Annotated in this window: 21 protein-coding genes and 1 tRNA gene; 10 read left to right on the forward strand and 12 right to left on the reverse strand. The window is 48.3% G+C overall.

Features of this window, described 5'->3' with window-relative positions; translation table 11 throughout:
* Window positions 1-87 precede the first annotated feature (87 nt).
* Both ACWHYD_RS16420 and ACWHYD_RS16425 read left to right on the forward strand, forming a co-directional pair.
* A complete protein-coding gene (locus ACWHYD_RS16420; protein ID WP_447963103.1) occupies window positions 88-876 on the forward strand; it encodes a 3'(2'),5'-bisphosphate nucleotidase CysQ in 789 nt (262 codons plus the stop codon).
* 367 nt (window positions 877-1,243) lie between these two features.
* Window positions 1,244-1,696 carry a response regulator gene (locus tag ACWHYD_RS16425; protein WP_447963104.1) on the forward strand — a complete coding sequence of 151 codons (453 nt, stop codon included), beginning with the start codon at window positions 1,244-1,246 and terminating at the stop codon, window positions 1,694-1,696.
* On the opposite strand, the gene ACWHYD_RS16430 is transcribed toward ACWHYD_RS16425, so the two are convergent.
* From ACWHYD_RS16430 to ACWHYD_RS16450, 5 genes are all read right to left on the reverse strand, one after another.
* On the reverse strand, window positions 1,689-2,873 hold the full coding sequence (locus ACWHYD_RS16430; RefSeq protein ID WP_447963105.1) for a THUMP domain-containing class I SAM-dependent RNA methyltransferase: 1,185 nt from the start codon (window positions 2,871-2,873) through the stop codon (window positions 1,689-1,691). The genes ACWHYD_RS16425 and ACWHYD_RS16430 overlap by 8 nt on opposite strands.
* A gap of 112 nt (window positions 2,874-2,985) precedes the next feature.
* Window positions 2,986-3,297 carry an iron-sulfur cluster biosynthesis family protein gene (locus tag ACWHYD_RS16435; protein ID WP_447963106.1) on the reverse strand — a complete coding sequence of 104 codons (312 nt, stop codon included), beginning with the start codon at window positions 3,295-3,297 and terminating at the stop codon, window positions 2,986-2,988.
* Between the two features lie 138 nt (window positions 3,298-3,435).
* The gene (locus tag ACWHYD_RS16440) at window positions 3,436-4,494 is read right to left on the reverse strand and encodes a 2-hydroxyacid dehydrogenase (RefSeq protein WP_447963107.1); all 1,059 of its coding nucleotides are present in this window, start codon (window positions 4,492-4,494) and stop codon (window positions 3,436-3,438) included.
* Between the two features lie 55 nt (window positions 4,495-4,549).
* A complete protein-coding gene (locus tag ACWHYD_RS16445) occupies window positions 4,550-5,554 on the reverse strand; it encodes a sodium:calcium antiporter (RefSeq protein ID WP_447963108.1) in 1,005 nt (334 codons plus the stop codon).
* A 213-nt stretch (window positions 5,555-5,767) separates the two neighbouring features.
* Window positions 5,768-6,505, reverse strand: coding sequence for a SprT-like domain-containing protein (locus ACWHYD_RS16450; RefSeq protein ID WP_447963109.1), 738 nt, complete (start codon window positions 6,503-6,505; stop codon window positions 5,768-5,770).
* Between the two features lie 182 nt (window positions 6,506-6,687).
* Here ACWHYD_RS16450 and tadA point away from each other — a divergent pair, with 182 nt between their 5' ends.
* Both tadA and ACWHYD_RS16460 read left to right on the forward strand, forming a co-directional pair.
* Complete coding sequence (gene tadA / locus ACWHYD_RS16455) at window positions 6,688-7,176, forward strand: tRNA adenosine(34) deaminase TadA (RefSeq protein ID WP_447963110.1); 489 nt, start codon at window positions 6,688-6,690, stop codon at window positions 7,174-7,176.
* Window positions 7,177-7,189: 13 nt separating this feature from the next.
* Window positions 7,190-7,278: transfer RNA gene (locus tag ACWHYD_RS16460), tRNA-Ser, on the forward strand.
* A 557-nt stretch (window positions 7,279-7,835) separates the two neighbouring features.
* On the opposite strand, the gene ACWHYD_RS16465 is transcribed toward ACWHYD_RS16460, so the two are convergent.
* The gene (locus ACWHYD_RS16465; RefSeq protein WP_447963111.1) at window positions 7,836-8,771 is read right to left on the reverse strand and encodes a glycosyltransferase family 2 protein; all 936 of its coding nucleotides are present in this window, start codon (window positions 8,769-8,771) and stop codon (window positions 7,836-7,838) included.
* Window positions 8,772-9,130: 359 nt separating this feature from the next.
* On the opposite strand from ACWHYD_RS16465, the gene ACWHYD_RS16470 reads away from it, so the two are divergent.
* On the forward strand, window positions 9,131-9,454 hold the full coding sequence (locus ACWHYD_RS16470; protein ID WP_447963112.1) for a hypothetical protein: 324 nt from the start codon (window positions 9,131-9,133) through the stop codon (window positions 9,452-9,454).
* Between the two features lie 321 nt (window positions 9,455-9,775).
* Here ACWHYD_RS16470 and ACWHYD_RS16475 read toward each other — a convergent pair whose 3' ends face one another.
* Window positions 9,776-10,165 (reverse strand): hypothetical protein, encoded by a 390-nt coding sequence (locus tag ACWHYD_RS16475; RefSeq protein WP_447963113.1) that lies wholly within the window; start codon window positions 10,163-10,165, stop codon window positions 9,776-9,778.
* 227 nt (window positions 10,166-10,392) lie between these two features.
* Between ACWHYD_RS16475 and ACWHYD_RS16480 the strand changes: the two genes are divergently transcribed.
* The gene (locus ACWHYD_RS16480) at window positions 10,393-10,773 is read left to right on the forward strand and encodes a hypothetical protein (protein WP_447963114.1); all 381 of its coding nucleotides are present in this window, start codon (window positions 10,393-10,395) and stop codon (window positions 10,771-10,773) included.
* A gap of 529 nt (window positions 10,774-11,302) precedes the next feature.
* Complete coding sequence (locus tag ACWHYD_RS16485; protein ID WP_447963115.1) at window positions 11,303-12,478, forward strand: endonuclease/exonuclease/phosphatase family protein; 1,176 nt, start codon at window positions 11,303-11,305, stop codon at window positions 12,476-12,478.
* A 531-nt stretch (window positions 12,479-13,009) separates the two neighbouring features.
* Here the strand turns inward: ACWHYD_RS16485 and ACWHYD_RS16490 are convergent.
* Both ACWHYD_RS16490 and ACWHYD_RS16495 read right to left on the reverse strand, forming a co-directional pair.
* The gene (locus ACWHYD_RS16490) at window positions 13,010-13,186 is read right to left on the reverse strand and encodes an AMP-binding enzyme (protein WP_447963116.1); all 177 of its coding nucleotides are present in this window, start codon (window positions 13,184-13,186) and stop codon (window positions 13,010-13,012) included.
* A gap of 296 nt (window positions 13,187-13,482) precedes the next feature.
* Window positions 13,483-15,027 (reverse strand): multicopper oxidase family protein, encoded by a 1,545-nt coding sequence (locus ACWHYD_RS16495; RefSeq protein ID WP_447963117.1) that lies wholly within the window; start codon window positions 15,025-15,027, stop codon window positions 13,483-13,485.
* A 1,032-nt stretch (window positions 15,028-16,059) separates the two neighbouring features.
* On the opposite strand from ACWHYD_RS16495, the gene ACWHYD_RS16500 reads away from it, so the two are divergent.
* Window positions 16,060-16,812 carry a hypothetical protein gene (locus tag ACWHYD_RS16500; protein WP_447963118.1) on the forward strand — a complete coding sequence of 251 codons (753 nt, stop codon included), beginning with the start codon at window positions 16,060-16,062 and terminating at the stop codon, window positions 16,810-16,812.
* A 48-nt stretch (window positions 16,813-16,860) separates the two neighbouring features.
* On the opposite strand, the gene ACWHYD_RS16505 is transcribed toward ACWHYD_RS16500, so the two are convergent.
* The gene (locus ACWHYD_RS16505) at window positions 16,861-17,598 is read right to left on the reverse strand and encodes a hypothetical protein (protein WP_447963119.1); all 738 of its coding nucleotides are present in this window, start codon (window positions 17,596-17,598) and stop codon (window positions 16,861-16,863) included.
* Between the two features lie 1,137 nt (window positions 17,599-18,735).
* Between ACWHYD_RS16505 and ACWHYD_RS16510 the strand changes: the two genes are divergently transcribed.
* Window positions 18,736-19,179, forward strand: coding sequence for a hypothetical protein (locus ACWHYD_RS16510; RefSeq protein ID WP_447963120.1), 444 nt, complete (start codon window positions 18,736-18,738; stop codon window positions 19,177-19,179).
* 39 nt (window positions 19,180-19,218) lie between these two features.
* Entirely contained in the window at window positions 19,219-19,512 is a 294-nt protein-coding gene (locus ACWHYD_RS16515; protein ID WP_447963121.1) for a hypothetical protein, read from the forward strand.
* Between the two features lie 32 nt (window positions 19,513-19,544).
* On the opposite strand, the gene ACWHYD_RS16520 is transcribed toward ACWHYD_RS16515, so the two are convergent.
* Window positions 19,545-20,942 (reverse strand): hypothetical protein, encoded by a 1,398-nt coding sequence (locus ACWHYD_RS16520; protein ID WP_447963122.1) that lies wholly within the window; start codon window positions 20,940-20,942, stop codon window positions 19,545-19,547.
* Window positions 20,942-21,493: an RNA polymerase sigma factor gene (locus tag ACWHYD_RS16525; protein ID WP_447963123.1), complete on the reverse strand. Its 552-nt coding sequence runs from the start codon at window positions 21,491-21,493 to the stop codon at window positions 20,942-20,944. Before ACWHYD_RS16525 ends, ACWHYD_RS16520 begins: the two co-directional genes overlap by 1 nt.
* Window positions 21,494-21,697: the final 204 nt, after the last annotated feature.

Here is a 21,697-nt window from a genome sequence, read left to right on the forward strand (position 1 = left end):
CGCTCCACACTTAACCGATGGTCCAGGATATAATATTAAGAATTAGCATTTACTTCCCAGGACGACTACTCCAGAACCATTGACATCATGACTGATTATCGCCAAGAACTTTCCATCATTCGACAAGCCATGCTCCTTGCAAGTGATCGTCTTCACAGAATCCAATACGAAGGCTTGGCCGTCCAGATCAAGCCGGACGGATCGCCAGTGACCAATGCCGATCTGGAAGTCAATCGTATCATTCAGGAAGCTTTATTCGCCGCCTACCCTGATGATGGCTGGCTTTCGGAAGAATCGCCCGACAACATTCTCAGACTGAAAAAAAACCGTGTGTGGATCCTGGATCCCATCGATGGGACCAAACCCTTTATTAAAAGCCTGCCACAATTCGCCATCTCTCTCGCGCTCATCGACCATGGACAGGCATCGATTGGGATTATCTTCAACCCGGCCACCCGGGAATATTTTTGTGCCGTGCGCGGGGAACCGGCAACCGTGAATGGCTGCCCCATTCATGTCCCCCAGATCCCAGGACACCGCTTCTCATTTCTGGTGAACACAGGACCCATTGCCCGCTCCACCATTCACATATGGAGAGAAACCGCCAATTGCCGCAGTCTGATGGGTTCCATCGCTTATTCATTGGCACTGGTGGCCGCCGGACAGATTGACGGAGTGATCAATATTGGCACACAAAACGAATGGGATATCGCGGCTGCCCTCCTTCTGGTTCAAACGGCAGGAGGGATCGTCGTGGACAGAGATATGAAACCAATTCAATGCAACCAACCTCATCCCTCCATCAATGGCATCATCGCGGCTCGCCCTGATGCCATGCCCGTGATTCATCAATTTCTTGCGTGCCTCCCTACCTAACATCCTGTCCATCAGGCCACGGGCGTTTCTTTATCCAGGGACCTAGGGAAAAGGAAACCCCTATTCGCCTGATTGCTACATGATTATTCAACCTGGAGGAGATTCTCGCTCTTTGCTGTACCACTTTTCAGTGTAAGAGGCTTCGACCCAATATGCATTCATCAGAATATGTTTCAGGCATCGACGCTCTCCTCCCCATCCGTCTTTATATAAAAATCCTTCCCAGCTAGCTTTCCCTAAACTCAACGAAGATTCAACCGAAAAAACAGATGGGCCACTACACGTACTCTCTGTCGTCCTCAGACAACCATCCTTCACCAGACTGAAGGGTGGGCAGTCATTTTCAACCAGAAAGATGGGCATCGGAATGCGCGGAGCCGTTAAAAACACAATTAAGATCCTGACGATTGAGGATGATACGGCCCAGATAGAAGCCCTCAAAGAAGCGCTGACGGTAGCCCAAATCATCTGTGTGGAAATTCTTGAGGCCGAAGACGGCGAACAAGCCATGGCCTTTTTAAATCAGGAATATCCCTTTATGGATGCCCCACAACCCGATCTCATTTTTCTCTCCAATCATCTCCCCGATGTGTCGGGAGAAGAGATTATTAAGGGACTCCAACGCGACCGCCGCTTACAGTCCATTCCGGTGGCGTTGTTTTCGGAGGAGGCTCCCCGTCAATCGAAAGATTTTCCTTTCCCTCCCAATTGCCATCTATTCAAACGACCGAAGACCTGCGACGAATGGATCTATGTGCTGCGATGCATTGAAGATGTCTGGGTCTCGCTTTTAAACATGGCCGGGAAACCTCTCATTTAAGTCCGGGGTTATTCACCGCCTGTTGCCTGGCCTGCCTGGCCGATTTCCGGTTACCTCCGGCCACCATCTGAAATTCATACAATCTTGATTCCAACGGCCCGTTGAACAAGGGGATTTTGCGTGACGGCGCTAAATGAATGAGTTTAGGAAGACGCGAATCGGCCGTGAGCACATAGACATCCCACCCAGCAAACCGCTGCTTCAAGAGATTCCCAAACTTCGGATACCACTCCTCCAGCTCCGACCGATTTCCCATTCTCACTCCATAGGGAGGATTGGTGACCAGAAAACCCTTTGGCCCTGGAGGCGTTACATCCAACACATCAACCTGACCCAATTGAATTTCCTCAAGCCCCAAGCCTTCCAGATTTCTTCTTGCCATGGTCAAGGCATTCGCATCCTCATCATACCCAATAATTGAGAGACCCGTACCGGGAGCGACCGGTTTGATCGACTCTTGCCGTAGGTGATCCCAGATCGTGTGATCAAAATTCTCCAGGTGCCGAAAGGCAAATTCCCGCCCGCTACCTGGGGCAATCCCTTTGGCTATCAACGCCGCCTCGATTAAAAATGTGCCCGCGCCACACATCGGATCAAGTAAGACCTGCTCGCCGGTCCAACCTGAAAGCCGGATGATGCCGGCGGCCAAATTTTCTCGTATCGGCGCTTCTCCGGCCACCTTCCGCCATCCACGTTTAAACAGCGGATCTCCCGAAGTGTCGATATACCACACAATATGCTCTTCATCGACAAAGACCACAATTTGAATATCGGGTTGGCGTTTGCTCACCTCGGGGCGTGCATGTGTCGCCCGAACAAATCGGTCACAAATGGCATCTTTCACTCGCAACGTCGCAAACTCCAGGCTTTTCAGTGGAGAATGTTGAGCAATGATGCGAACTTTGATGTGACAGTCCACGGAAAAATATTCGGGCCAGGGAAGACTTGAGGCAAGGCGATAGAGATCCTCCTCATCCCGGTACCACCCCTGCCCGACTCGCCACAAAATACGGCTGGCAATGCGACTTTCTAAGTTGAGCCGGTAGCAGAGAGGAAAAGGGCCCCGACATTCGACCCCGCCAGGAGTCAATCGAATTTCCTGTCCGCCCAATTCTTGGAGTTCCTGGCTGAGAACTTCTTCTAAGCCACGAGGACATGTCGCAAAAAATATTTCCATAATACGAATAAACGCGGGGGTGGAAGTTACTGGTTGACGTTAACAACAATCGTTGATGAAGAACCTTCCCGCATTCGGGTTCAATTGGTGCCCCAATCCCATTCTATCGGCCTCATTCAGGTAGGATCAGGTTTAATTTATAAGGATCGGGCGGTTCCGGGTGATGGAAGCTGAATCCACCAACGTCCTCATAATCAACAGTGACACCTTCCAGCCGTGTTGCACAGGAGCCGTCTATTGCGATGATGAGCCCTTCAATATCTAAGACCGAATCCTCCTGTGTTACGGCATCTTCAAGTGTAATGGAAAAAACGAGGACTTTGTCATCCCGGTCCCGAACGGCTAAACGGACAATGGGATCCTCAGGATGCTCCTCGATCAAGATTTTCAATTTTTCCACAGCCGGTGTTGTGATGTGGATCATGATTTCTCCTCTTGACGAAGCGGCCAATCGTCAGATTGACCTACCAGGTCTCGCCTTTCATCGAACTCCCTCCCCAGCATAAACAATCCTCCATCAATTTCCTTGTGTATTCTTACCATCCCAGGTCTTGAAACGGCCTTACACGCGGTAGACTTCAGGGTTGACACAATGTGGAAGCGCATCTCCACGTAAACCGGCAACGATATTCTCAGCGGCAATGCAAGCCATTCTGGTCCTTGTTGCCACAGAAGCGCTCCCCAAGTGCGGGATGACCAGACAGTTAGGAAGCGTGAGAAGCGGGTCTGACATAGGAATAGGTTCAGGATCAGTCACATCTAAGGCCGCACCGCCAATATGGCCATGCACTAGAGCGTGGTAGAGGGCCTCAGGATTAACCACAGCCCCACGAGCCGTATTGATCAAAATACTTGATGGCTTCATGGCTCGAAACTCATCTTCCCCAATCAAATGATGCGTGTGAGGAGTCAGGGGGACATGCAGACTCACAAAATCCGACTGAGCTAATGCCTCATGCAGACCAACCTCCTGGAATGACGCGCTCACCGACTCGCCCTCATTAATCCCTACAGAAGAGCCTTCCCGTGGCAAAATCGCTGTGGCAGAGAGCTGTGTGCCGGACCCGGATGAGGCAGAAGATTGGGGTGACCTTACCGCGAGCACCTTCATCTGAAATCCTTGAGCCCGCCTGGCCATCGCCTCCCCGATCCTGCCAAACCCCACAATGCCTAACGTCGCACCATGCACATCCTGTCCCAGCAAGAGATCCGGGCTCCAGGTTGTCCATTGTCCCTTTCGTACATACTCGGCTCCTTCTACAATCCGCCTGGCTGCAGAGAGGAGCAGCGCGAAGGCCAGGTCCGCAGTGGTTTCGGTTAAAATACCAGGCGTGTGCCCAACCGGGATACCACGGGCTGTACATCCTGCCACGTCAATATGATCATATCCGACAGCCATAGTGCTTATCACCTGAAGCCGTTTCCCAACCTGAAGCACCTCCCGATCAACCCGGTCCGTCAACAAGCAATACAGGCCCTCCGCCTCAGGAAGATGCTTCAATAACCATTTCCGATCAACGGGGCAATCCTGCTCCCAGACAATAAGATCCGCTTGCGCCCGTAACACATCCAAGGCATGTTGTGGGAGACGTCGCGTGACAACAACTGTCGGAAGGGACATCGTTACTCTCTTTTTTTTACGATTCATGGCTCTTGAATGACCAAAAGAACAGGCCCTACCAGAAGAGCACAGAGCCAACAAACACCACATAACACAGTCCGTTAATAACCAGGTGAATGGGCTTCAACCCACCACGCCGCACGACCCAGGTTAAAAAGGAGGCCGCCACCAACGTCATCGCCATTCCCATCAGAATTTCATGTTGCGGCACCCAGGCTGTCAGCATAATTCCCAAGGCCGGCAACAAACTCCCCTGAAAGACCATAGCCCCGGTGATATTCCCGACAGCCAAAGTATCCCGATCCCGCCTGATCCAAATAATGCTGTTCACTTTTTCCGGCAATTCTGTCGCAATTGGAATAATGAGGAGAGACAGGGTTAAGGCCGAAACTCCCCATTTTGGGGCAAGATGTTCAATTCCATGCACAAAGCCTTTCGCCCCTAGCACAATGAGGCCCAGCCCGCATCCCACTTGGAACAAGATCACCAATAAATTATCGGGAAGGCCCACTTTGGTCAAATAAAGCGGATGATCCGCTTCCGTCCCATGTCCATCATCCACTAAATTGGCTGAAGATCGAATGGTTTGATACAAATACACCACATACAGGATAACCAGCGCCCCCGCAATGACTGACCGCACCCAACCCCACTCCTGGGGAACAAATACGGCAATCACTCCCAAACAAAACGCCCAATTAAACCAGAGCAGATCACGGGCGAATCCTGTTGGCTCAGGATTTAACGTGCCATGCCACCCTCTTTTCCGTGCGGCAAAAAAACCCATCAGAAAGAAGGCTAACGTGGCCAGCATCAGGGGCGCCCCGAGAATGGCCCCCACCCCCACTTCGTGCCGTAACGTTTCAGAACCTGATGACAACAAGATGGCAAAAATTGGCACCATCGTTTCCGGCAATGCCGTTCCCACTGCCGCAAACACCGAACCGGTGACACCTTCCGAAATCCCGAGACGCTCTCCAAAATGTTCTAAACTGTTAGTGAACGCCTCCGCTCCTAATAAAATGACGACCAAGGATGCCAATAGAATCAGGATGTCCATATGGAGAACGTACCATCCCGTTTAATGATTATGTCATTCAAGGAAACATGCTAAATTTTATAATACTTTCATGTAATTATGTACGCCCAGGTAAAGGGGGGTCCCTTCAGATACCGCCCCCCGTTCTCAGGGCGTACCCCCACCTTGCCATCTGGAAATTTATTCTTCTACACTCCTCCTATGGACAACATCACAACAGGCCTCTTCCTCGTCCTAGGAACCATTGTGATTTATGCGATAACCATTCGTTGGTGGCGCCATCGCCGGGCCGCCAAACTCGCCGATAAACTCCTCGCGGAGGTCATCCGGGGGAAAGACGCCTTTCGTCGATAAGGCTTCGGCATCCCTCTTTCCACTCACACAGAACATCCGCCCAGCCGATTTCTCCTCATCCTGACGTGCTCCGCGATTCCCTCCTCTTTCGTCCATCGATTCCTCATGGGGTTTTTGAGTGGGGGGTAACTCAACTTCTATAAGTCTTCCCCGACATCGGCTACAAATATGTCGAGCCGGAATAATCGTTCGCCGTTGTCGATGATAGGCCATTCCGCATTGGAGACATTGCCAGGCATAGCGATGATGTCGTTGAACAGCCACATTCAACTGATGGCGGACGGTCACCCCGAGTCCCGCCGCATTCATCCGGTGCATCATCTCTCGGAATTCTGCGCCATGGGACGGGCGATGCTTCCGAATATCAAACTGCCATTGATGAATCATTTCATGCGCCAATGTTCGCTTCAGCTCCTCTTCAGGTTGATCGCGAAGCAAGGGGGCGGACAACCTAATCACTCGAGCCGCACCCTGTCGATATTCACGTGAGGCCCACCAGCTTCTAGGGCCAATTTGACTCACAAACAACCCGGCCGATGCGGTTAATCGTGTGCTCCACTCAATGGAAATCCGAGGTAACCGGTTCTCAAAAAAGTCGTGGGCAAGACGCTGCCACATGGCCTGCACCTTTTCTAAAGGAACGAGCCTCTGACGCATGATACTGGAAGGAGAGTTCACCAGAATTTCCAGGTGGGTTGGCTATACATCACGTAGTGGCTATGTTAACCTTTTTTCTTTCCTTTCGGAACTAAAACTTTCACTCAAACAATCATCAGTCGACTTCACTTTTTGAAATTACCATGGACGTATTGGATCCAACCACGGATATTCAATTTATGCGCATGGCCTTGGACTTAGCGCATCAAGCCTTTCGTGCGGAAGAAGTCCCGGTTGGAGCGGTGCTGGTCCAGAATGAAAAAATCCTCGCGACGGGTTTCAATCAACGGGAAGGCACACAAGATCCGACGGCTCATGCCGAACTTATGGCCATTCGGTCCGCCTCCCTGGCACTGGGGTCTTGGCGTCTTACAGACACTACCCTCTATGTCACATTGGAACCCTGCTCCATGTGTGCGGGTGCCATCATTCAGGCCAGAATTGCCCGTGTCGTGTTTGGCACATGGGATCCGAAGGCCGGCGCCTGTGGGTCAATCTGCAATCTCACAGCAGAGACCAGGTTTAATCACCGGGTGAAGGTAGACTCAGATATCCTGGCAGATGATTGTCGAGCGATCTTACAGAATTTTTTTCAGCACCTACGGAGTCATCAACAAGTTCTCACCGCATAACATAAACGAACACGGAGAGGTGCGAGAGTGGCCGATTCGGACGGTCTCGAAAACCGTTGTCCTCACAAGGGACCGTGGGTTCAAATCCCACCCTCTCCGCCAGCACATCAGAAGCCCACTTAATCAAAGTGGAGCACAAAAATTCTTCAACACGGCAAATACAAAAGGTGGGATTTGAACTGGGGTTCTGAAGGTGAAACTTCCACTTCATGGGAGGACCGGAGCAACTTACAAACGCCCTATAGCTTCGACTGGCAGGTCACTGAAACACTATCTAAGGCTTATTCTCGGATCGAAAACTTTATTTTCTAAGACGAAGGCTGTCCGCCGAAGCATTTGGTGAAAGTCGACATAGATGTATTGTGTATAAAAACGGCCAATGACACCTACCTGGTCATCACCCGATCGGGGTGATATGTACCAATTAGCCTAATTGAGGAATGGATTAGGCTCACAAAAAAGAATTAACGACTCAAGATCAGCTTTCATTTTCCGCTAAGTCCATTCCACCCCACCTCCTTTGTCCACCATGGAGTCAATACTCATGCCTTACACCATTTCCTGAAACCTTTCCGAAGGAGGCGCTGAGGAATCCGTGAGTTCTTTCTTTTCGCGGGTGTCCAGGACTGGGTTCCTTGAGCGGCCGTGTCGGCAATCTTTTAGCCCCTCTTGATACCCAGAACCACATACGAATAGACCCTGTAGGGCAAAGTAAGGATCGAAAAGGGGAATAGTAGAAACCACCAATAGAGTTCGGCGGAAATCTTTTGTCGCGGAGTCAGCGTAGAAATGTTCTCTTTGGCGACACTTCGCCATTCTCGGTAAAAGCTCTGCCACCCTTGGTTGGACTTAGAGCCAGCATGGAAACGGTAATTGGAGAGAACAGCAGCGATATAGTGAAATTTATAATTACTCCTGAGTGCCTTCAACCAATAATCATAGTCCATGGCATATTTAAGATCTTCTCGTAACAGTCCCAGGGACTCAAAGACCTTGCGGTGCCAGAAGACAGACGGTTGGCAGGGCATGACGGCCACCCCGCGTAGGAGGCACAAACGATGTTGAAAAAGAAGCGAATACAAGATTGGTACCCTTGATTCCCATCTTCGGATGATTGTTCTGCAGGCATCGACTTCATATACCTCTCCCATCACTATGTATCTCTTTTTCTCCAGATTGACCTCGAGGGCGACCCGAAAGAGGGTATGGGGTTGATAATAATCATCAGAATTCAGCCACCCCATGATTTCGCCAGATGCCCTCCGGAAACCATAGTTGATCGCTGCGCTTTGCCCATGGTCTGGCTGGCTCACCCAATAGGCAAGCCAAGGCTCGTACTTCTTAATGATTTCTAGCGAACGGTCGGTACTTCCACCATCAATGATGATGTACTCAAGGTTGGGGTATCCCTGCAGTAAGACGGAGCGAATGGTTTCTTCAAGAAATTCACCAAAGTTATAGTTGGGAGTGATTACGCTTATTTTAGGCCACGGTCTGTTTCCGATTAAATGGATTGGATAAGGGTCGCTGTTCGTCCAGGGCCAACCATATTTTCCCGGTGGGGTGTCCGTCAGTGGACTTGATGGAGATTTCATTTTCGTACGCTTCTCGTGCTGTTCACCCTGCAGAGGGGAAAGGCACGGGGACAAGGCTGATTCCTAGAGAGCACCTCACTGCCACGCTTTCGGAACTAGGGCTTGATAAGAAAACATCTAGAGTCGCGTAGCCATGAGCGACCATGCCAGATGATGTCCAGGCGGTTAGTGCCAAACGGGAGAACCCGTGCAACGAATCGTAGTGATACCACCAACGGGCGAAATTACTAGAAACTTTTCCTTCATGACCTATTTGATGAATTGCCTTTTTTTGACAGACCTTGCCACCCTTCCCCATGGTCCCGATGATAGGCCATTCTGAGTACCCCCTATCCACCCATGCACAGGAGGACAACCGCATGCGAGCAATAATATTCTTTGGATGCTTCCTCGGTCTAACAGGCAGTGCCTGGGCCCAATTGGGGGAGGATACCTGGCAACCAGCCTCTCAACTTCATCCGAATCCTCCAAGGTCCTTCTATGATGACCAACCTTCTGCCCTCTCTTCCCCAAAATCATTTCAAGACTTCGATGCGTGGTTCCAACGACAGCGAGAACAACATCGGCAAAAGGACGCACGATATCAGCAGGAGGCTCGACAGCATGAATTGAACCAAATGAACCGACTGCGGACATATGATCGACTGCGTTGGGGACCTCTGCAACCATATTCACCCTATTGAGTTGTAGCGGGCGGGCTCTTTCGCTGCCATCCTTTTTCCCCTCCGCCTGGGCAAGGCAAATCGCAAACTGTTTCTGACAAAGCGTGCCGCTGTGAGGGTTTTGAAGACATAGTCACCTTGAACTGAATTTCTGCCTGGGGTCAGTAATCAAATGTAGGTCAATTAACAAATTTTGAATCTGTGTGTTCCTCATTTTTTCGGGAAATTCGCTTTACTTGACCATACTCCACTCATTACTCGCGAGGGAATGATTACCAAGATTTTTTCAGGAGGCCAACTCGCCTTCAATAGTGTGCCGCTGCCTGTTTTTAGACTGTACCCTTACCTTTTGCACAAATTTTTGGTTTGATCTGCCCACTGTCCTGTATACGTCCATCCACACACAACGCTGTTATTGTCATAATAGAAAATACGTTTTGGGCGGAAAGAACCATCAGTGGAATCTTCTGCATCCATCCAATGGCAGAATTCTCCATGTTCATCCCACAACATGCACATCACCGGATCACCCATTTCTTGGATTTGTTCTTCCTTGCTTTTTCCTAGCCACATATCCAAATCTTTCTCAACGCCGGCAAGGGTTGCTACGCCTTCCATTTTGTAGTACATCCCGCAACCAAAAAAAAAAAGCCCCAAGAGGGTAAGGCTCAACACGATGGTTCGTAACTGAAGCATAGAGAAATTCTGAACATGGCCTAATTTCGTATCCATCAAAACCTCCTCGTCGGGACCGATTTTTCCCGCTGAAATCTGGACGATGCATGGGTTGGTGATCTATTACATCTTGTTTTTTCCAGGTAGCGCATCGGTGATTGCTGGAAGGACTCCACTTCCCAATGGGCTATGGATGAAACAGATGGGCTGCAATTCGACCATGGTAGAGTGGGGCCTCCTGACTCCCCCCGGTCAGCATCGGACCCAGGACCGTGATATCTATTTTGCCCCACCTTTCAGGAGACCACAAAGGCGGGTGGGATCTCCCTCTTCAGAAAACTCCCGAAAGCAGACCGAATCTGAATGCCCAAGCCGAACCCTGGGTGAGGTCTGTAAATGAGGAAGTCCTGTCAGAGCTCATCCTGTTTGGGAAAGACTTCATTCAACATGCCCTCAAAGACTATGACACCCATTATCATCAGAAAGGCGATCATCAGAGAAGAGGCAATGAATTCCTGATTCCGCAGCCGACCCAGGAAGCCTTGGGCACCTCACCGATTCGTACTCGGGGAAGACTGGGTAGGTTGCTAAAATATTATTCCGGCGCATCCACATGGGTTTTTACCATACGACCATTTTTTGTCTCACACATACAAATTTCTTAGGCATGGCGGCATAAATTTCTGGATGGCCGAGAACCTCTTACTGATGTACCAGTCCTTCCTGCTCCCCCCTTTCCGGAAACCTGCCGTACAGATATCCACAACCTTGGTCATTCCTCTCGATAAAAATGTCCTGCGACGAATCCTCGCCTCTCACTATCACCCCGATCAAACCGATGCCCCTCGTGTCTGACTTGCCTCGGCCACACAAAGGATAGCCTGTGGGGCATGTATTTCTTCCGGTGTGAATCGCTGCCACCCAAATGGAAAAGGCCCACCGCACCCTGTAGACCTCTTTCATTTTTGGTGGCAATCATATTGTCAGGGATTATTTCGGATTCCAAGAGCAGCATGATCAGCAATTCACCAGGGACAGCCTTAGAATAATGTGAATGCATGTGAGGGGCACTTGATTTTTGAGCTGAGGAAGGTACAGTAGGAGTGGTTTCATCGTTGGGGCTGTAGTCTCTAGTTCGTCTAAGGACCTAGTCGTTATGAATAAGAGTGCTGGCATAAAAAGGAGTTGTCAAAGATGGCCATACTAAAATTCTTGATGAAAGGGCTCTTTTTACTTGGCATTATATGGATGGTATTCGGGCATGAGTTTTCAATGGCAGAAGGTTTTACGCCAAGAGAAGAATGTTCTCCCGCCCAATCGGAACTATCGACACCTGTGCCCTGTACCGTTCGGTTCCTATCGTACAATGTTCATGGAATTTCTCCGATCCTGAATTCCATGTATGTCGGGGTAGATGTGAGAAATGATGATACCCGAAGTGGCCTGATGGCCTGGTTGCTCATGGATTATGATTTCATATTATTACAAGAGGATTTTGAATTTCACCGGCAAATTGTCGATGAATTTACTTACGAGCTCATAGAACAGGGGAACGGGCCACGTATCGCTTTGGCCCCACTATGGCTCGTAACCCTTCCCATTAAAATCGTCAATGTTGGTTTTCAGTTATTTAATAGTCCCGGCATTCCTTTCCGTGTTCCCTATGGCTCTGGGCTGACGATAGCTTCACCCTACTATAAAGCTGTGGAAGGGGGAGTCGCACAGGTACCGCTTCCAGATTGTGAGGGATGGTTTAGTAGAAAAAATGATTGCTGGTCGACCAAGGGGCTTCTTCGAGTGCCGGTTCGTCTCCCGAATGGCGCAGAATTTGATGTGTACAATACTCACCTTGATGCCGGAAGAGATGAGAAAGACCGATCGGTCAGAAAAGAGCAGCTTGATTTTATTGCAGACTGTATCAAAAAATTATCGAAAGATCGGGCCTTCATTCTCGGGGGTGATTTCAACTCACAATATGACCATGAGGGAACCGAGGCCTCAGGAGAAGACTACCGAATTTTAAAACGCGATCTCCTTGATAAGTTGGCTCTCAATGACAGCAATGCACGTCCAGAACCCAATGGATATTGGAAAAATCGAGTGGACTACATTTTCTTTCGAGGAGGTCAAGGGGCAAGGATTGAGTTAATCGACTCTGGATCGGAAGATCAGCGTTTCCGGCATCCTGTTAACCGAGGCAGACAAGCTCCTAATGAAAAGTACGAAGATCTTCTTAGCGACCACCCTGCCATTCGCGCAGAATTCAAAATCTTACCCTCGCCAATCTCCGCTCATACTTCACGGGGTGGGGAAAGAGATTCATGTGCAAAAAAACAACCTGTCGAGAACGATATGGAAAGGATTTGGTGAGTGAGACCAAATGTTGTCGTTATAAGGAAATTAACCCTATAGAGCACCTCAAAAAACCTGTAGATTTAGGACCTCCCTTCCCGGGCCTGTCAGAAGTTTTTAGAGATGCCCTATATTAAGTAAACCCAAAGTGAAATTTGGCTCTGCCAGTTGATAATTTTCAAGCAACGATTTGCGCAAGTCGTCGGGGTTTGGAGACTAACGTTAAAATAATTATAAAAACAGGTTTTGTCTCGGATGATGGGACTTCCTGTATGGTCAAAAACCTCGAACTCGCTGTTTCTCTGGAAGGTATCAAACTCAACGCTCCCCTCTCACTTATCTGTTCCCTGTGTCACGAATTCCTAATTCCAGCCTTAAATGCGCCTTACGTCGCTTTGCTGCACACCAACAGCGTTAATAGTCCCCCTGACCAAGAGACTGCTCTCCTTGTATGGCAGTAACAGCCATTTTTTCAAGTTGATGGCGATCAAATTCTCCAGTGCTCGTGAGCGGAAATTTATTGAGGAAAAAGTAACGGACTGGATTCTTCTAATTCGCTAACCGGGTTGAGACATATTCCTCCAGATTGCGTTCGGACGGGACTTCCGACGATGAACGGGACATTACCCATGCCACCGGCACCTGGCCATCCTGTTTATCAGGAACACCGACCAATACGGAAGCATGAACAAGAGGATGTTCATCGATCAGATTCTCGAACTGCATTGGAGCAATATTGGATCCTCCGCCGGACAATAATCAGTTTTTTCCGACCGACAAACCAGACATAATTTTGCTCGTCAATGTATCCGGGTCCCCCGTATAAAGCCAACCATCATGCAAGAGTTCCCCCAGAAGCCGTGGGATCTATCCAAATATCCGATAATGGGGCAGGGCATCTGAATCGCGTTTCGGCCTCTAGGCCACTGCGTGGAAAGGCCTCCCATCCGAACCAACAGAACTATCCACCGATTGAGTCGTTACCTTCGAATTAGAGCCATCGTGGGACTGAACGGTGATGGTTAATTATTGATCACTTCGACGACTGCCATCATGCCATTGTCCTCATGGGCACCAATATGACAATGCGCAACAAATTTGCCGACGATAATAGGATCCCGGAAATCAATGAGCACCTTGACTTCTCCGGGAACGTCTCCTGTTTGAAATGGAATATTCACGGTATCCTGATGACCGATGAACTCTTGTTGTACTCCGTTTATTTCCACTACTTGGAAATCAGTTTGGTGAATATGAAAGACATGAAATTCCTTTGTCACATTTTGTATCGTCCACTCTTCGATAAATCCAACTGGAACCGTAAAGTCCACCCGGTTAATATTGAATTGTTTCTCGTTCACAAAAAACGAGTTGCCGTCGTTGTCTTCGGAAAAGACGAAGGATCTTCGCTTGCCTGGTGGTATGGGCTGAGCGTCCCTGAAATCTTCTACAGGAGGCAAGTTTCTGGGAATTCTCATGGTATGATCGGGATGTCCTGATGAAACCAATGTGGCCAGCGTCGCCTCCGGATATTGGTCGCCGGCAGGCCCGGTGGTCAGCGCTTGGGTACGCAAGGTATAAATTCCAGGTTTTTCTCCTCTAACGAAAAACTCGACACGGGAACTCGGCGGCAATAAGATCTCTTCACGGCGCCATATTCTGTTCTGACGATTACCATCCCTGGCAATTTGAAAAAATTCATGCCGGTCTAGCGTCAATTTGTAATAAATGTCGGGACCAATATTTCCGACCCTCCAGAACTGCAACTCGCCGGGACGAATTTTCATCCGCGGGTTAACGAGACCATTCACCATGCGTGTAGTACCGGCATTACTATCTATTTGCAGTGGAATGGTGCCTTCATCGGTAATCTGGATGTCCTTAAGAAGAAGGATTTGTTCCTGGATTCCCTTTAATTCCGGGAAAGGGTCCAGAATGCCGTCTACAATAAGTCCTCCCGACATTCCACTCATGATTTGGAATTCAGTGTTCCCCCTCGTTGGTGCATCGGGGTTCAGTTGTGGCAAATGTCCATGCGGATGATACCAATACAATCCCTGAGGATGGTTGTCCGGAACGGATATGCTGTAATTGAATTGCCCGTCAGCCGGGACTTGCATGAAAATGTCATCACTGCCGGGTTGTGGGGAAACATTCCATCCATGGGTATGGAGATTGGTATGTTCCAGAAGATCGTCAGACAATTTGTTAATCAAGCGTAGATAGAGAGTATCGCCGGGATTGACTCTTAACGTCTGGGGAATATACAGCCCATTATACGATCGCAGCAGAACCCTTCGGCCTGCCACAACTTTTTCATGTCGGTTAACAACCAGCTCTGTATCGAGTATTCCGCCAATGCTCGACTCCTGGGGAGGATTAACAAATTTTGGCTGAGTGATTTGGTCGCCATCGCCATTATGATGTCGATCCCGATCATGATGTCGGTCCCTATTATGATGACGGTTTTCAAATTCGGAGCCGGCTGACGACGAACCCGCAACAAAAAAAATCAGCAGGAACAATAACTGCACATTGTGTAATACTGCTTGTCTGGGATTTTTCATACACGTTCTCCTTTCCCAAGGCCATGCAAAGCATTATTTCCTTTGTGAGAAGTCCCGGATTTTCGAGCCGCCGTGTTACAACAATGCCCGTCAACAAAAACGATCTGAACTTATATCTCCAGATTCCTTGCTCCCTTCCCCACGCACGTCCATGGAAAGAAAATAAAAAGTAGATCAATAGAATACAGCTTTGGGAATGTCAAGTTGACTGAATCTTGATTGGCAACTGTGCCGTAAATCCAACACCCCTCTATTGGGGTATTTTCTAATAAGAAAGCTCACAAGTAACCAGGGCCAGTTCCCGTTTGAGCCGAATTCTCGATCGTGAGCGTCCCGATTTCCTGAAGGTCTATAATTCCGCACTCTGCTCCATACTCTGTGCCCCTTCGCGGCACCATCGCCTTGGTAACACAGCATTGCTGCTAAGATCCCGGGTAACTTTCATCACGGCGCCATCCGATTGACATGTGAGGTGAACGATCTCCTTCCTACACTCCTGGTTCGTACGTCCTCCGTATCTCCCTGATCTACCTCACCACAAATGAGGCTATTCCAACGCCCCCGAAAGACAGGAGAAAAACCCGGAAGGAAAAGAATAGTCTTTGTCGCAGGAAGATCAAAAAAACTGAAGAATTAATCTTGTTGAAGAAGTTAGAGAGAGTTTTTTCGGTTCGTTCACTATGTGTAGTGGAATCGCTGGGCACTATATCACCCATTTCCCCAAAGAAACCTAGGTGGAATCTCCCTGCTTCCTTTATTCGGCTACATTCATTCTCTGGCCATTAAGACAAATCCTGGCTATATTAAAATAAGTAGCTGGTAAGGCCGCTACTACTCACTAGCCATCGGATAGCCTCGATGACATGGAATGGAAAGCCAATTTTTTGCTCAATCCCACTCTGCCAGAAACCAGTAGACAGCAAATAAATTCGTGAGAGCATTACCAGAGGTTGGAAGAGATTTCATGTCGATTCCTTATCTTCATGAATCTCCGGGTATGGGAAACCTACTCCTTACTCGTGGAGGTCTTGTATGGGGTTGTTAAAAAACCTAGGGGGTATGTTCAATCGCAGAAAAAGAATATCCACCAATCCCCTATTTGAGATTGTTCTGACTTATTTACAAAAAGACATTCATGACTCACCTCATGAATCCATTCAAAACCTTTCTGAAGCATCGAAGGAGAAGATCCTTCAGGAAATTTACAATGTGACAGAAACCCTATGGCAGGCTCCCGATAGAGTATTGGCCAACCGTGAAGGGTTGCTTGAGTCCATGTTACACCAGGTGGATTGTGAAATATTTATGATTGAGCCTGGCCATAAGCTAGCCGGTTTCAATGGTATTTCTGGCGAATTGAAAGACTTCCTGCCTGAATTTGCCCAGAAACGCATAGACACTGGAGAATTTGACTGGAAGCAAAAAACGAGCCCTACCAAAGATGAGGCCAATAAGTTGGTGTGGAGCAAATGGTTGAGGGCCAATCAATATTGCAAAATATTCAATGAAATACGACTGTATTTAAAGGATTATCATACCAATCAGGAGCGAGACTGGTTCTTTCCCCTTCAATGCGCCTCGGCAGCTTTTGCAGAATATAATTTTCGCAAAGAATATGGGCTCACACAGATCATTGATGGTACTCGAGCCCAACAATATGGTTCCTTTCTTGAATTCGTTTCAAAAGGACACAAAGACCCCTTAGAAGAATGGGAAAAGACCTATAATGAATTATTCCCCTTCCCCTCTTCGTATTATGCTGAGTCTAGGAATGGGAAAGACTAGGTCAATAACTGACGGTGAGGCTATGGTTTTGGTTTATGAATGGGTGCCCTAACCACCGCGTCGCGAAGGGGGTATGAGGTGACGGCGGGGGGCAGGTCGGGAAGGGAGACCTTGGGAATCGGATGTCACAATGATGTCTCCTATGGAAAACTTTCCATTGACCCCATCATCATTCGTCATATCCCCAAACCCGATTCTGGGTATTCCCACCCAGTCATTTCGTTTCAAAGCAAGTTTCCCATCAACATAAAATTGGGCAAATTTTCCGACCTCAACCCTTAAAGTGTAGGTGTGGAATTTGTCGGTGGTATCCATCGCAAACTTCCTTTTTTCGTCTCCCCATCCAATGGCATCCTCGTCAAAGAAAATCATATGGCTGCGTGGTTCTTCTGCGAACGGACCGGCAGAGGTATCGATAGAACCATAAAACATAATGCCCGAATCAAGAAAATTATGGGGTTGCTCCACCTTGTGCACTTGCAAAGTAAATTCTATTGAAAATCCTGATTGGAAGTCCAAAGGAATGTCCCTGTAAAACCACATGAACGCTTTCCCTGGAAGTTGGTCGGTAGCTCTGAGGACTCCAATCGTGTTGAGTGTTAAATGACTCCCATTTGTCACCACGTCCAATGGGCGAACAGCGTTGGTGGAAACCTCCCACCCTTGCTCTTCTGGTAACTGGGAACCCTTCAATGCGGTAATCTGTTTCGACTGCACTCCTCCACATCCGGAAAGGAGGAACACCATGACAAGCGAAATTTGCCTAGTCAACTTTCCAATCGTCATAACACCCCCCTTTGCAAGAAGGCTCACCAAGAAGGCAAACGTACCGGAGATAGCCCTTTGGTTCTTACTGAATTGAAAATCACGGCAGCGTTTCATATGCCCTACTATGCGTCCATTTACCACATGTCCCATAGATAGCCTCAATTCCCTAACTATTTCAGATAGGAGGTACGCACGTTTAAAAATCGCCCCATTCGCTTTTGGAAAAGGAAGAAGATTGTACTATAGATCGCACAGATTAAAAATGAACATTTTCCTAGGGAGACGGGCATTGAGATACCCGACGCTCCTCACAATCCCTTAACCTATTCCTGTCGCGAAACAGGCAGGGCACCAATCAGTTCTAAATTTTTTCTCTAAACCCTCTGCGAGGAAGCAGCCAAATCTAGAAAAGGATATTCATTGAATCGTGGTTGGATAAGGAATGATGTAACCGTACCTGCAACCATTTTCACTCTATAGTGGTTTTAATTTACTTTCATTCATGGTCTCCTGTTTTACTCATACGGAGGGTGCTGATGTTCTCGTGCATATTCAGCATATTAATAGGGATTTGCGAACTACTGGGTCACCTGAGCCCGGGCGAACGGACTGCTGACCTGGATAGACACCTCCGTTTTCTTGGAGGGGAAGGCTGGGATGAAATTTCCTTCCGGATCCAGCCCTACCAGACTTCCGCATTGATCTCCATTCACCCACACTTTTTGGGATAGGTACCGGCATGGGCAGTGGAGACCTGATGTGTTCCCGTACCGAGAAAACCCGCTCCCACAAGAGCCTATAACCCGGCCAGCGCTCCACTAACCACCAAACCCCACCATCGTTTCCTGCCATTTGTAACGTTCATGTTCTACCTCCTTCTTTGCAGCGGCCCCATGCCGCTCCACAGGGGGGGGTATGGCAGGACTGTTAAAATCCTTTCAGAAAAATTTCTGAAACACCGAAAAATAGAGCAACCATGAGAAAAATTCACGAATAAATTGATACGAGGGCAACCCTTTCCTTTCCGTCCTGCCTTTACTTAAAACAGAAAATGATATACCAGATTTGGAAAAGTGTCCGGAATTTTTAAACTATTTATTAATAGGATTTCTTAGTTAGGATTAAAGGGAAGACGGGCCCAGAAAAGGGAATAGAATGAGAATTACAATTTTGGTGTTATTTTCAGTTTTTTTCTTTTTTAGTTATGGGTCAGCGGAAGCTGAATGGCAAACCAAGGAAGAATTTACCAAATGGATGACCTATTACTACCTTAACCCAGAACCTGAAAAAATTTCTTCGGCAATTCAGTATTTGAGCGATCAGAATATCCTTGAGGATAGCAAAGCATTTCCTCCTACTTTTGGTTTTCTATCCGGCATTTTTAATGCAAATGAAAACCAAGTCACTCAATGGATGGAGAGTTTCAAAACATTGCCGGACTCCAAGTATAGGGTAATGGTGTTAAGCCTCTGGTATGCCAATCTCACCAACTCAAAAACAAGGGTGCATGGAATTCTTCAAAAACGACGAACCCTCATGGATGATCTCAACATTCTTTTGGAAAATAATCCCATGTCAGTAATTGAAATCCCTCTTTAAAAAGGCGCTTGGGTTCTTGATTCATTATGGGGAAATTTCATGGCGACAGGTAATAAAGAGCCTGTTGCAAGAATTATCGAAGCACTTCCATGGTTTGATGTGAAGGGAGATTGGAATCGTTTGATGATAGGTAGAGCAGCAGCCTGGTCATTAACTTCCAATGCCATTCAACACAAAAAAGTAATTGATATTTGTGAATTTGAAAGAATAAACCAGACACAAGACATAGCTGACAAACTGGACAAAATCGTCACCACTGCAAAAAAGACATTAATGACAAAAGCCTCGACGGAGAATAAAATGAAAACATTACCCTTAGCATTCTTGAAATAATTGCCATTTTTTTTGGCGTAATTTTTCTACACTTAAAAAGAAAGTCCTAGACTGAAAGGCTTGTCCTTCGAATAGTTTCTTTCTACAACAAACACCACACCTCCCGTCCGTTCAATCTGAAAATCCGACATATCAACTTCACTTTCCAGCCATTGGCTCAGGTCGTTAAGCGGCGTAGATGAAAGCAAAACGGTTAGAGAAGGAGCAAATGATTTGTTTGAGTTATCCGGCAATTGACTAAGTGAATATTCCACCCGTTGGAATGATTTCACCTTGATCCCCTCTTCAGCTTGTCCCCCCTTATCGGATTCCATGGGTAAAAGCTTCTGCCACTTGCCATTCCCCAACGGAACCAGCACATAGAGATACCCTGACACGTTTGGTTCCACTGCCAGTCGAATTTCCGACCAATTCCTCGTTATCTGCCGTATTTCCACCTCCTCATCTTTGCCCTCTTTCGTCTGTTGGACAAAGCTGTATCGGATCCCTCTGACACTGTGCATGGCTGCACCACCAGACACATCTTGCTCCAAGGGGACGGACAACGTCTTCTTTTTGGAAGCGGGTTTTCCGGATCTGGAAAGGCCTTCCTGAAAAGTCTGATCGTCCCTATCGTTATCGTTTTCATCACCAATCACTTCATCGACTAGCGAGCCACTTGCAGCATAAAACAGTTCCTGGACACTTGGTGGTAGTTCAGTTGCCTCATCCGTAGTTTGATCGGTTATCCTGCCAGGGGTTGTGACGTGCGGGACCTTTTCTGCTATCGGCACCTCAGGCGACGCAGGAACCGACAAAGGCTGAACGGAGTGCCCAACCTTAGGCTGAATCAAAGCCGATGGCTTAGGTGGGGATTGAGCCACTTGTTCATGTGCTCTTTGGCGCCTCGTGGCTAGACCACTTTCTCTCGCGTCGCTTTCCGATTTGGCTCTAACTTGACGATCCCCCTCAATCCGCTCCCTCTGAGCCGGTTTGGTCTCCAGTCCCTCATTCTGTAACGACGATGTAACTTCATCCGAAGGGTTTTGTGTCCGAAATGGGAATTCCTCTCTTGATAAGGATTTCGCGGCTTCCTGCTCCTGACTGACAACCGGCCCCCATTCTTTTTCCATTTGCCACCCAAAGATAAGAGCCAGACCCACGGCAGCAATACTCCCCGCCCAGGCAAGTGACGTGTGCTCCTTAAACCAGCTCACCCATTTCACTTTCTCATCCGAAACATCACCGGAACGCTCCGTTGCTTCTAGACTGGCCAAAATGCCCCGGTGTGCCTCAGGATCGGCGAGCATGACTTTCAAGGCTTCTTCATCGGCCAAGGCATCAAAGAGGACCTGATCGTTGAGGGCGGCCTCAAATAATTGCCGCTTTTCTTCGTCGGTCAGCGTATTGGTGGCATAGCCGCCAAGCAGATGTTCCCAGGATGTGGCCATTATAAATCCTTCTGTCCGGTTTTCCTTTTGCCTTCACCAGCCTGATGGATGGTGGTCTCCCAGCGTCCTCCCAGGAGAGCGAGAAGTTGTTTTCGACAGCGGGAGTCCCAGGTATATATGGTGTTGATGGATCGCTCACCGAATTTGTGTTGAATTTCCGGAAAAGTGTGGCCTTGAAGTTTCAACCGGAATAGTTCCCGGCAACGCTCACCCAGTTGCTGAAGCCCGTCGATCAATTGCCCTACCCGCTCTTTCTGCTCGGCCTGCACGGCTGGATCATCTCCAGGATCTGCAAGCGGCCGATCATCAATGGATTCCTGATGATATTCGCCCCGTCGGAGGTTTTTTCGATGGAGATCCAGCATTTTATACCTGAGAATTTGAAAGGTCAGAGGAACCAGCTCGGTTAATTCCGTGACTTGAGGATATTTCTCGTGTAGAACCATGAGAACCTCTTGAGCCAAATCTTCAGCCACATCCCTTGATCCACGAGATGTCGCAAATGCCACAATCCTTTCACGGAGTTGGCCAATGATCTGATCCCGGGCCATAGCCGGGTTATGGCCTTTTCCCGTTAATCACCAACGATTCAACCTCCGGACCTGTTTTGCACAAGGATTTTCTGGCACAGGGTAACTCTCCGGAAGTCATACGGTTGATCCTGGAATGTGGCAATCCCATGATTCCTGAAGCTTCCGGATATTGTACCACTGGATGGAATGGCGAAGAGGAACTTGGAAGAGAGCACACAGGAG

The sequence above is a fragment of the Nitrospira sp. Ecomares 2.1 genome (assembly GCF_965152585.1).

Excerpts from the sequence above, each read along its gene's own strand:
- ACWHYD_RS16435 (WP_447963106.1), bottom strand. The coding sequence starts at position 3,297 with ATGATCCACATCACAACACCGGCTGTGGAAAAATTGAAAATCTTGATC.
- ACWHYD_RS16470 (WP_447963112.1), top strand. The coding sequence starts at position 9,131 with ATGCGAGCAATAATATTCTTTGGATGCTTCCTCGGTCTAACAGGCAGT.
- ACWHYD_RS16505 (WP_447963119.1), bottom strand. The coding sequence starts at position 17,598 with ATGACGATTGGAAAGTTGACTAGGCAAATTTCGCTTGTCATGGTGTTC.
- ACWHYD_RS16475 (WP_447963113.1), bottom strand. The coding sequence starts at position 10,165 with ATGGATACGAAATTAGGCCATGTTCAGAATTTCTCTATGCTTCAGTTA.
- ACWHYD_RS16420 (WP_447963103.1), top strand. The coding sequence starts at position 88 with ATGACTGATTATCGCCAAGAACTTTCCATCATTCGACAAGCCATGCTC.
- ACWHYD_RS16445 (WP_447963108.1), bottom strand. The coding sequence starts at position 5,554 with ATGGACATCCTGATTCTATTGGCATCCTTGGTCGTCATTTTATTAGGA.
- tadA (WP_447963110.1), top strand. The coding sequence starts at position 6,688 with ATGGACGTATTGGATCCAACCACGGATATTCAATTTATGCGCATGGCC.
- ACWHYD_RS16465 (WP_447963111.1), bottom strand. The coding sequence starts at position 8,771 with ATGAAATCTCCATCAAGTCCACTGACGGACACCCCACCGGGAAAATAT.
- ACWHYD_RS16495 (WP_447963117.1), bottom strand. The coding sequence starts at position 15,027 with ATGAAAAATCCCAGACAAGCAGTATTACACAATGTGCAGTTATTGTTC.
- ACWHYD_RS16450 (WP_447963109.1), bottom strand. The coding sequence starts at position 6,505 with ATGTGGCAGCGTCTTGCCCACGACTTTTTTGAGAACCGGTTACCTCGG.
- ACWHYD_RS16510 (WP_447963120.1), top strand. The coding sequence starts at position 18,736 with ATGAGAATTACAATTTTGGTGTTATTTTCAGTTTTTTTCTTTTTTAGT.
- ACWHYD_RS16490 (WP_447963116.1), bottom strand. The coding sequence starts at position 13,186 with ATGCAGTTCGAGAATCTGATCGATGAACATCCTCTTGTTCATGCTTCC.
- ACWHYD_RS16515 (WP_447963121.1), top strand. The coding sequence starts at position 19,219 with ATGGCGACAGGTAATAAAGAGCCTGTTGCAAGAATTATCGAAGCACTT.
- ACWHYD_RS16425 (WP_447963104.1), top strand. The coding sequence starts at position 1,244 with ATGCGCGGAGCCGTTAAAAACACAATTAAGATCCTGACGATTGAGGAT.
- ACWHYD_RS16520 (WP_447963122.1), bottom strand. The coding sequence starts at position 20,942 with ATGGCCACATCCTGGGAACATCTGCTTGGCGGCTATGCCACCAATACG.
- ACWHYD_RS16485 (WP_447963115.1), top strand. The coding sequence starts at position 11,303 with ATGGCCATACTAAAATTCTTGATGAAAGGGCTCTTTTTACTTGGCATT.
- ACWHYD_RS16525 (WP_447963123.1), bottom strand. The coding sequence starts at position 21,493 with ATGGCCCGGGATCAGATCATTGGCCAACTCCGTGAAAGGATTGTGGCA.
- ACWHYD_RS16440 (WP_447963107.1), bottom strand. The coding sequence starts at position 4,494 with ATGTCCCTTCCGACAGTTGTTGTCACGCGACGTCTCCCACAACATGCC.
- ACWHYD_RS16500 (WP_447963118.1), top strand. The coding sequence starts at position 16,060 with ATGGGGTTGTTAAAAAACCTAGGGGGTATGTTCAATCGCAGAAAAAGA.
- ACWHYD_RS16430 (WP_447963105.1), bottom strand. The coding sequence starts at position 2,873 with ATGGAAATATTTTTTGCGACATGTCCTCGTGGCTTAGAAGAAGTTCTC.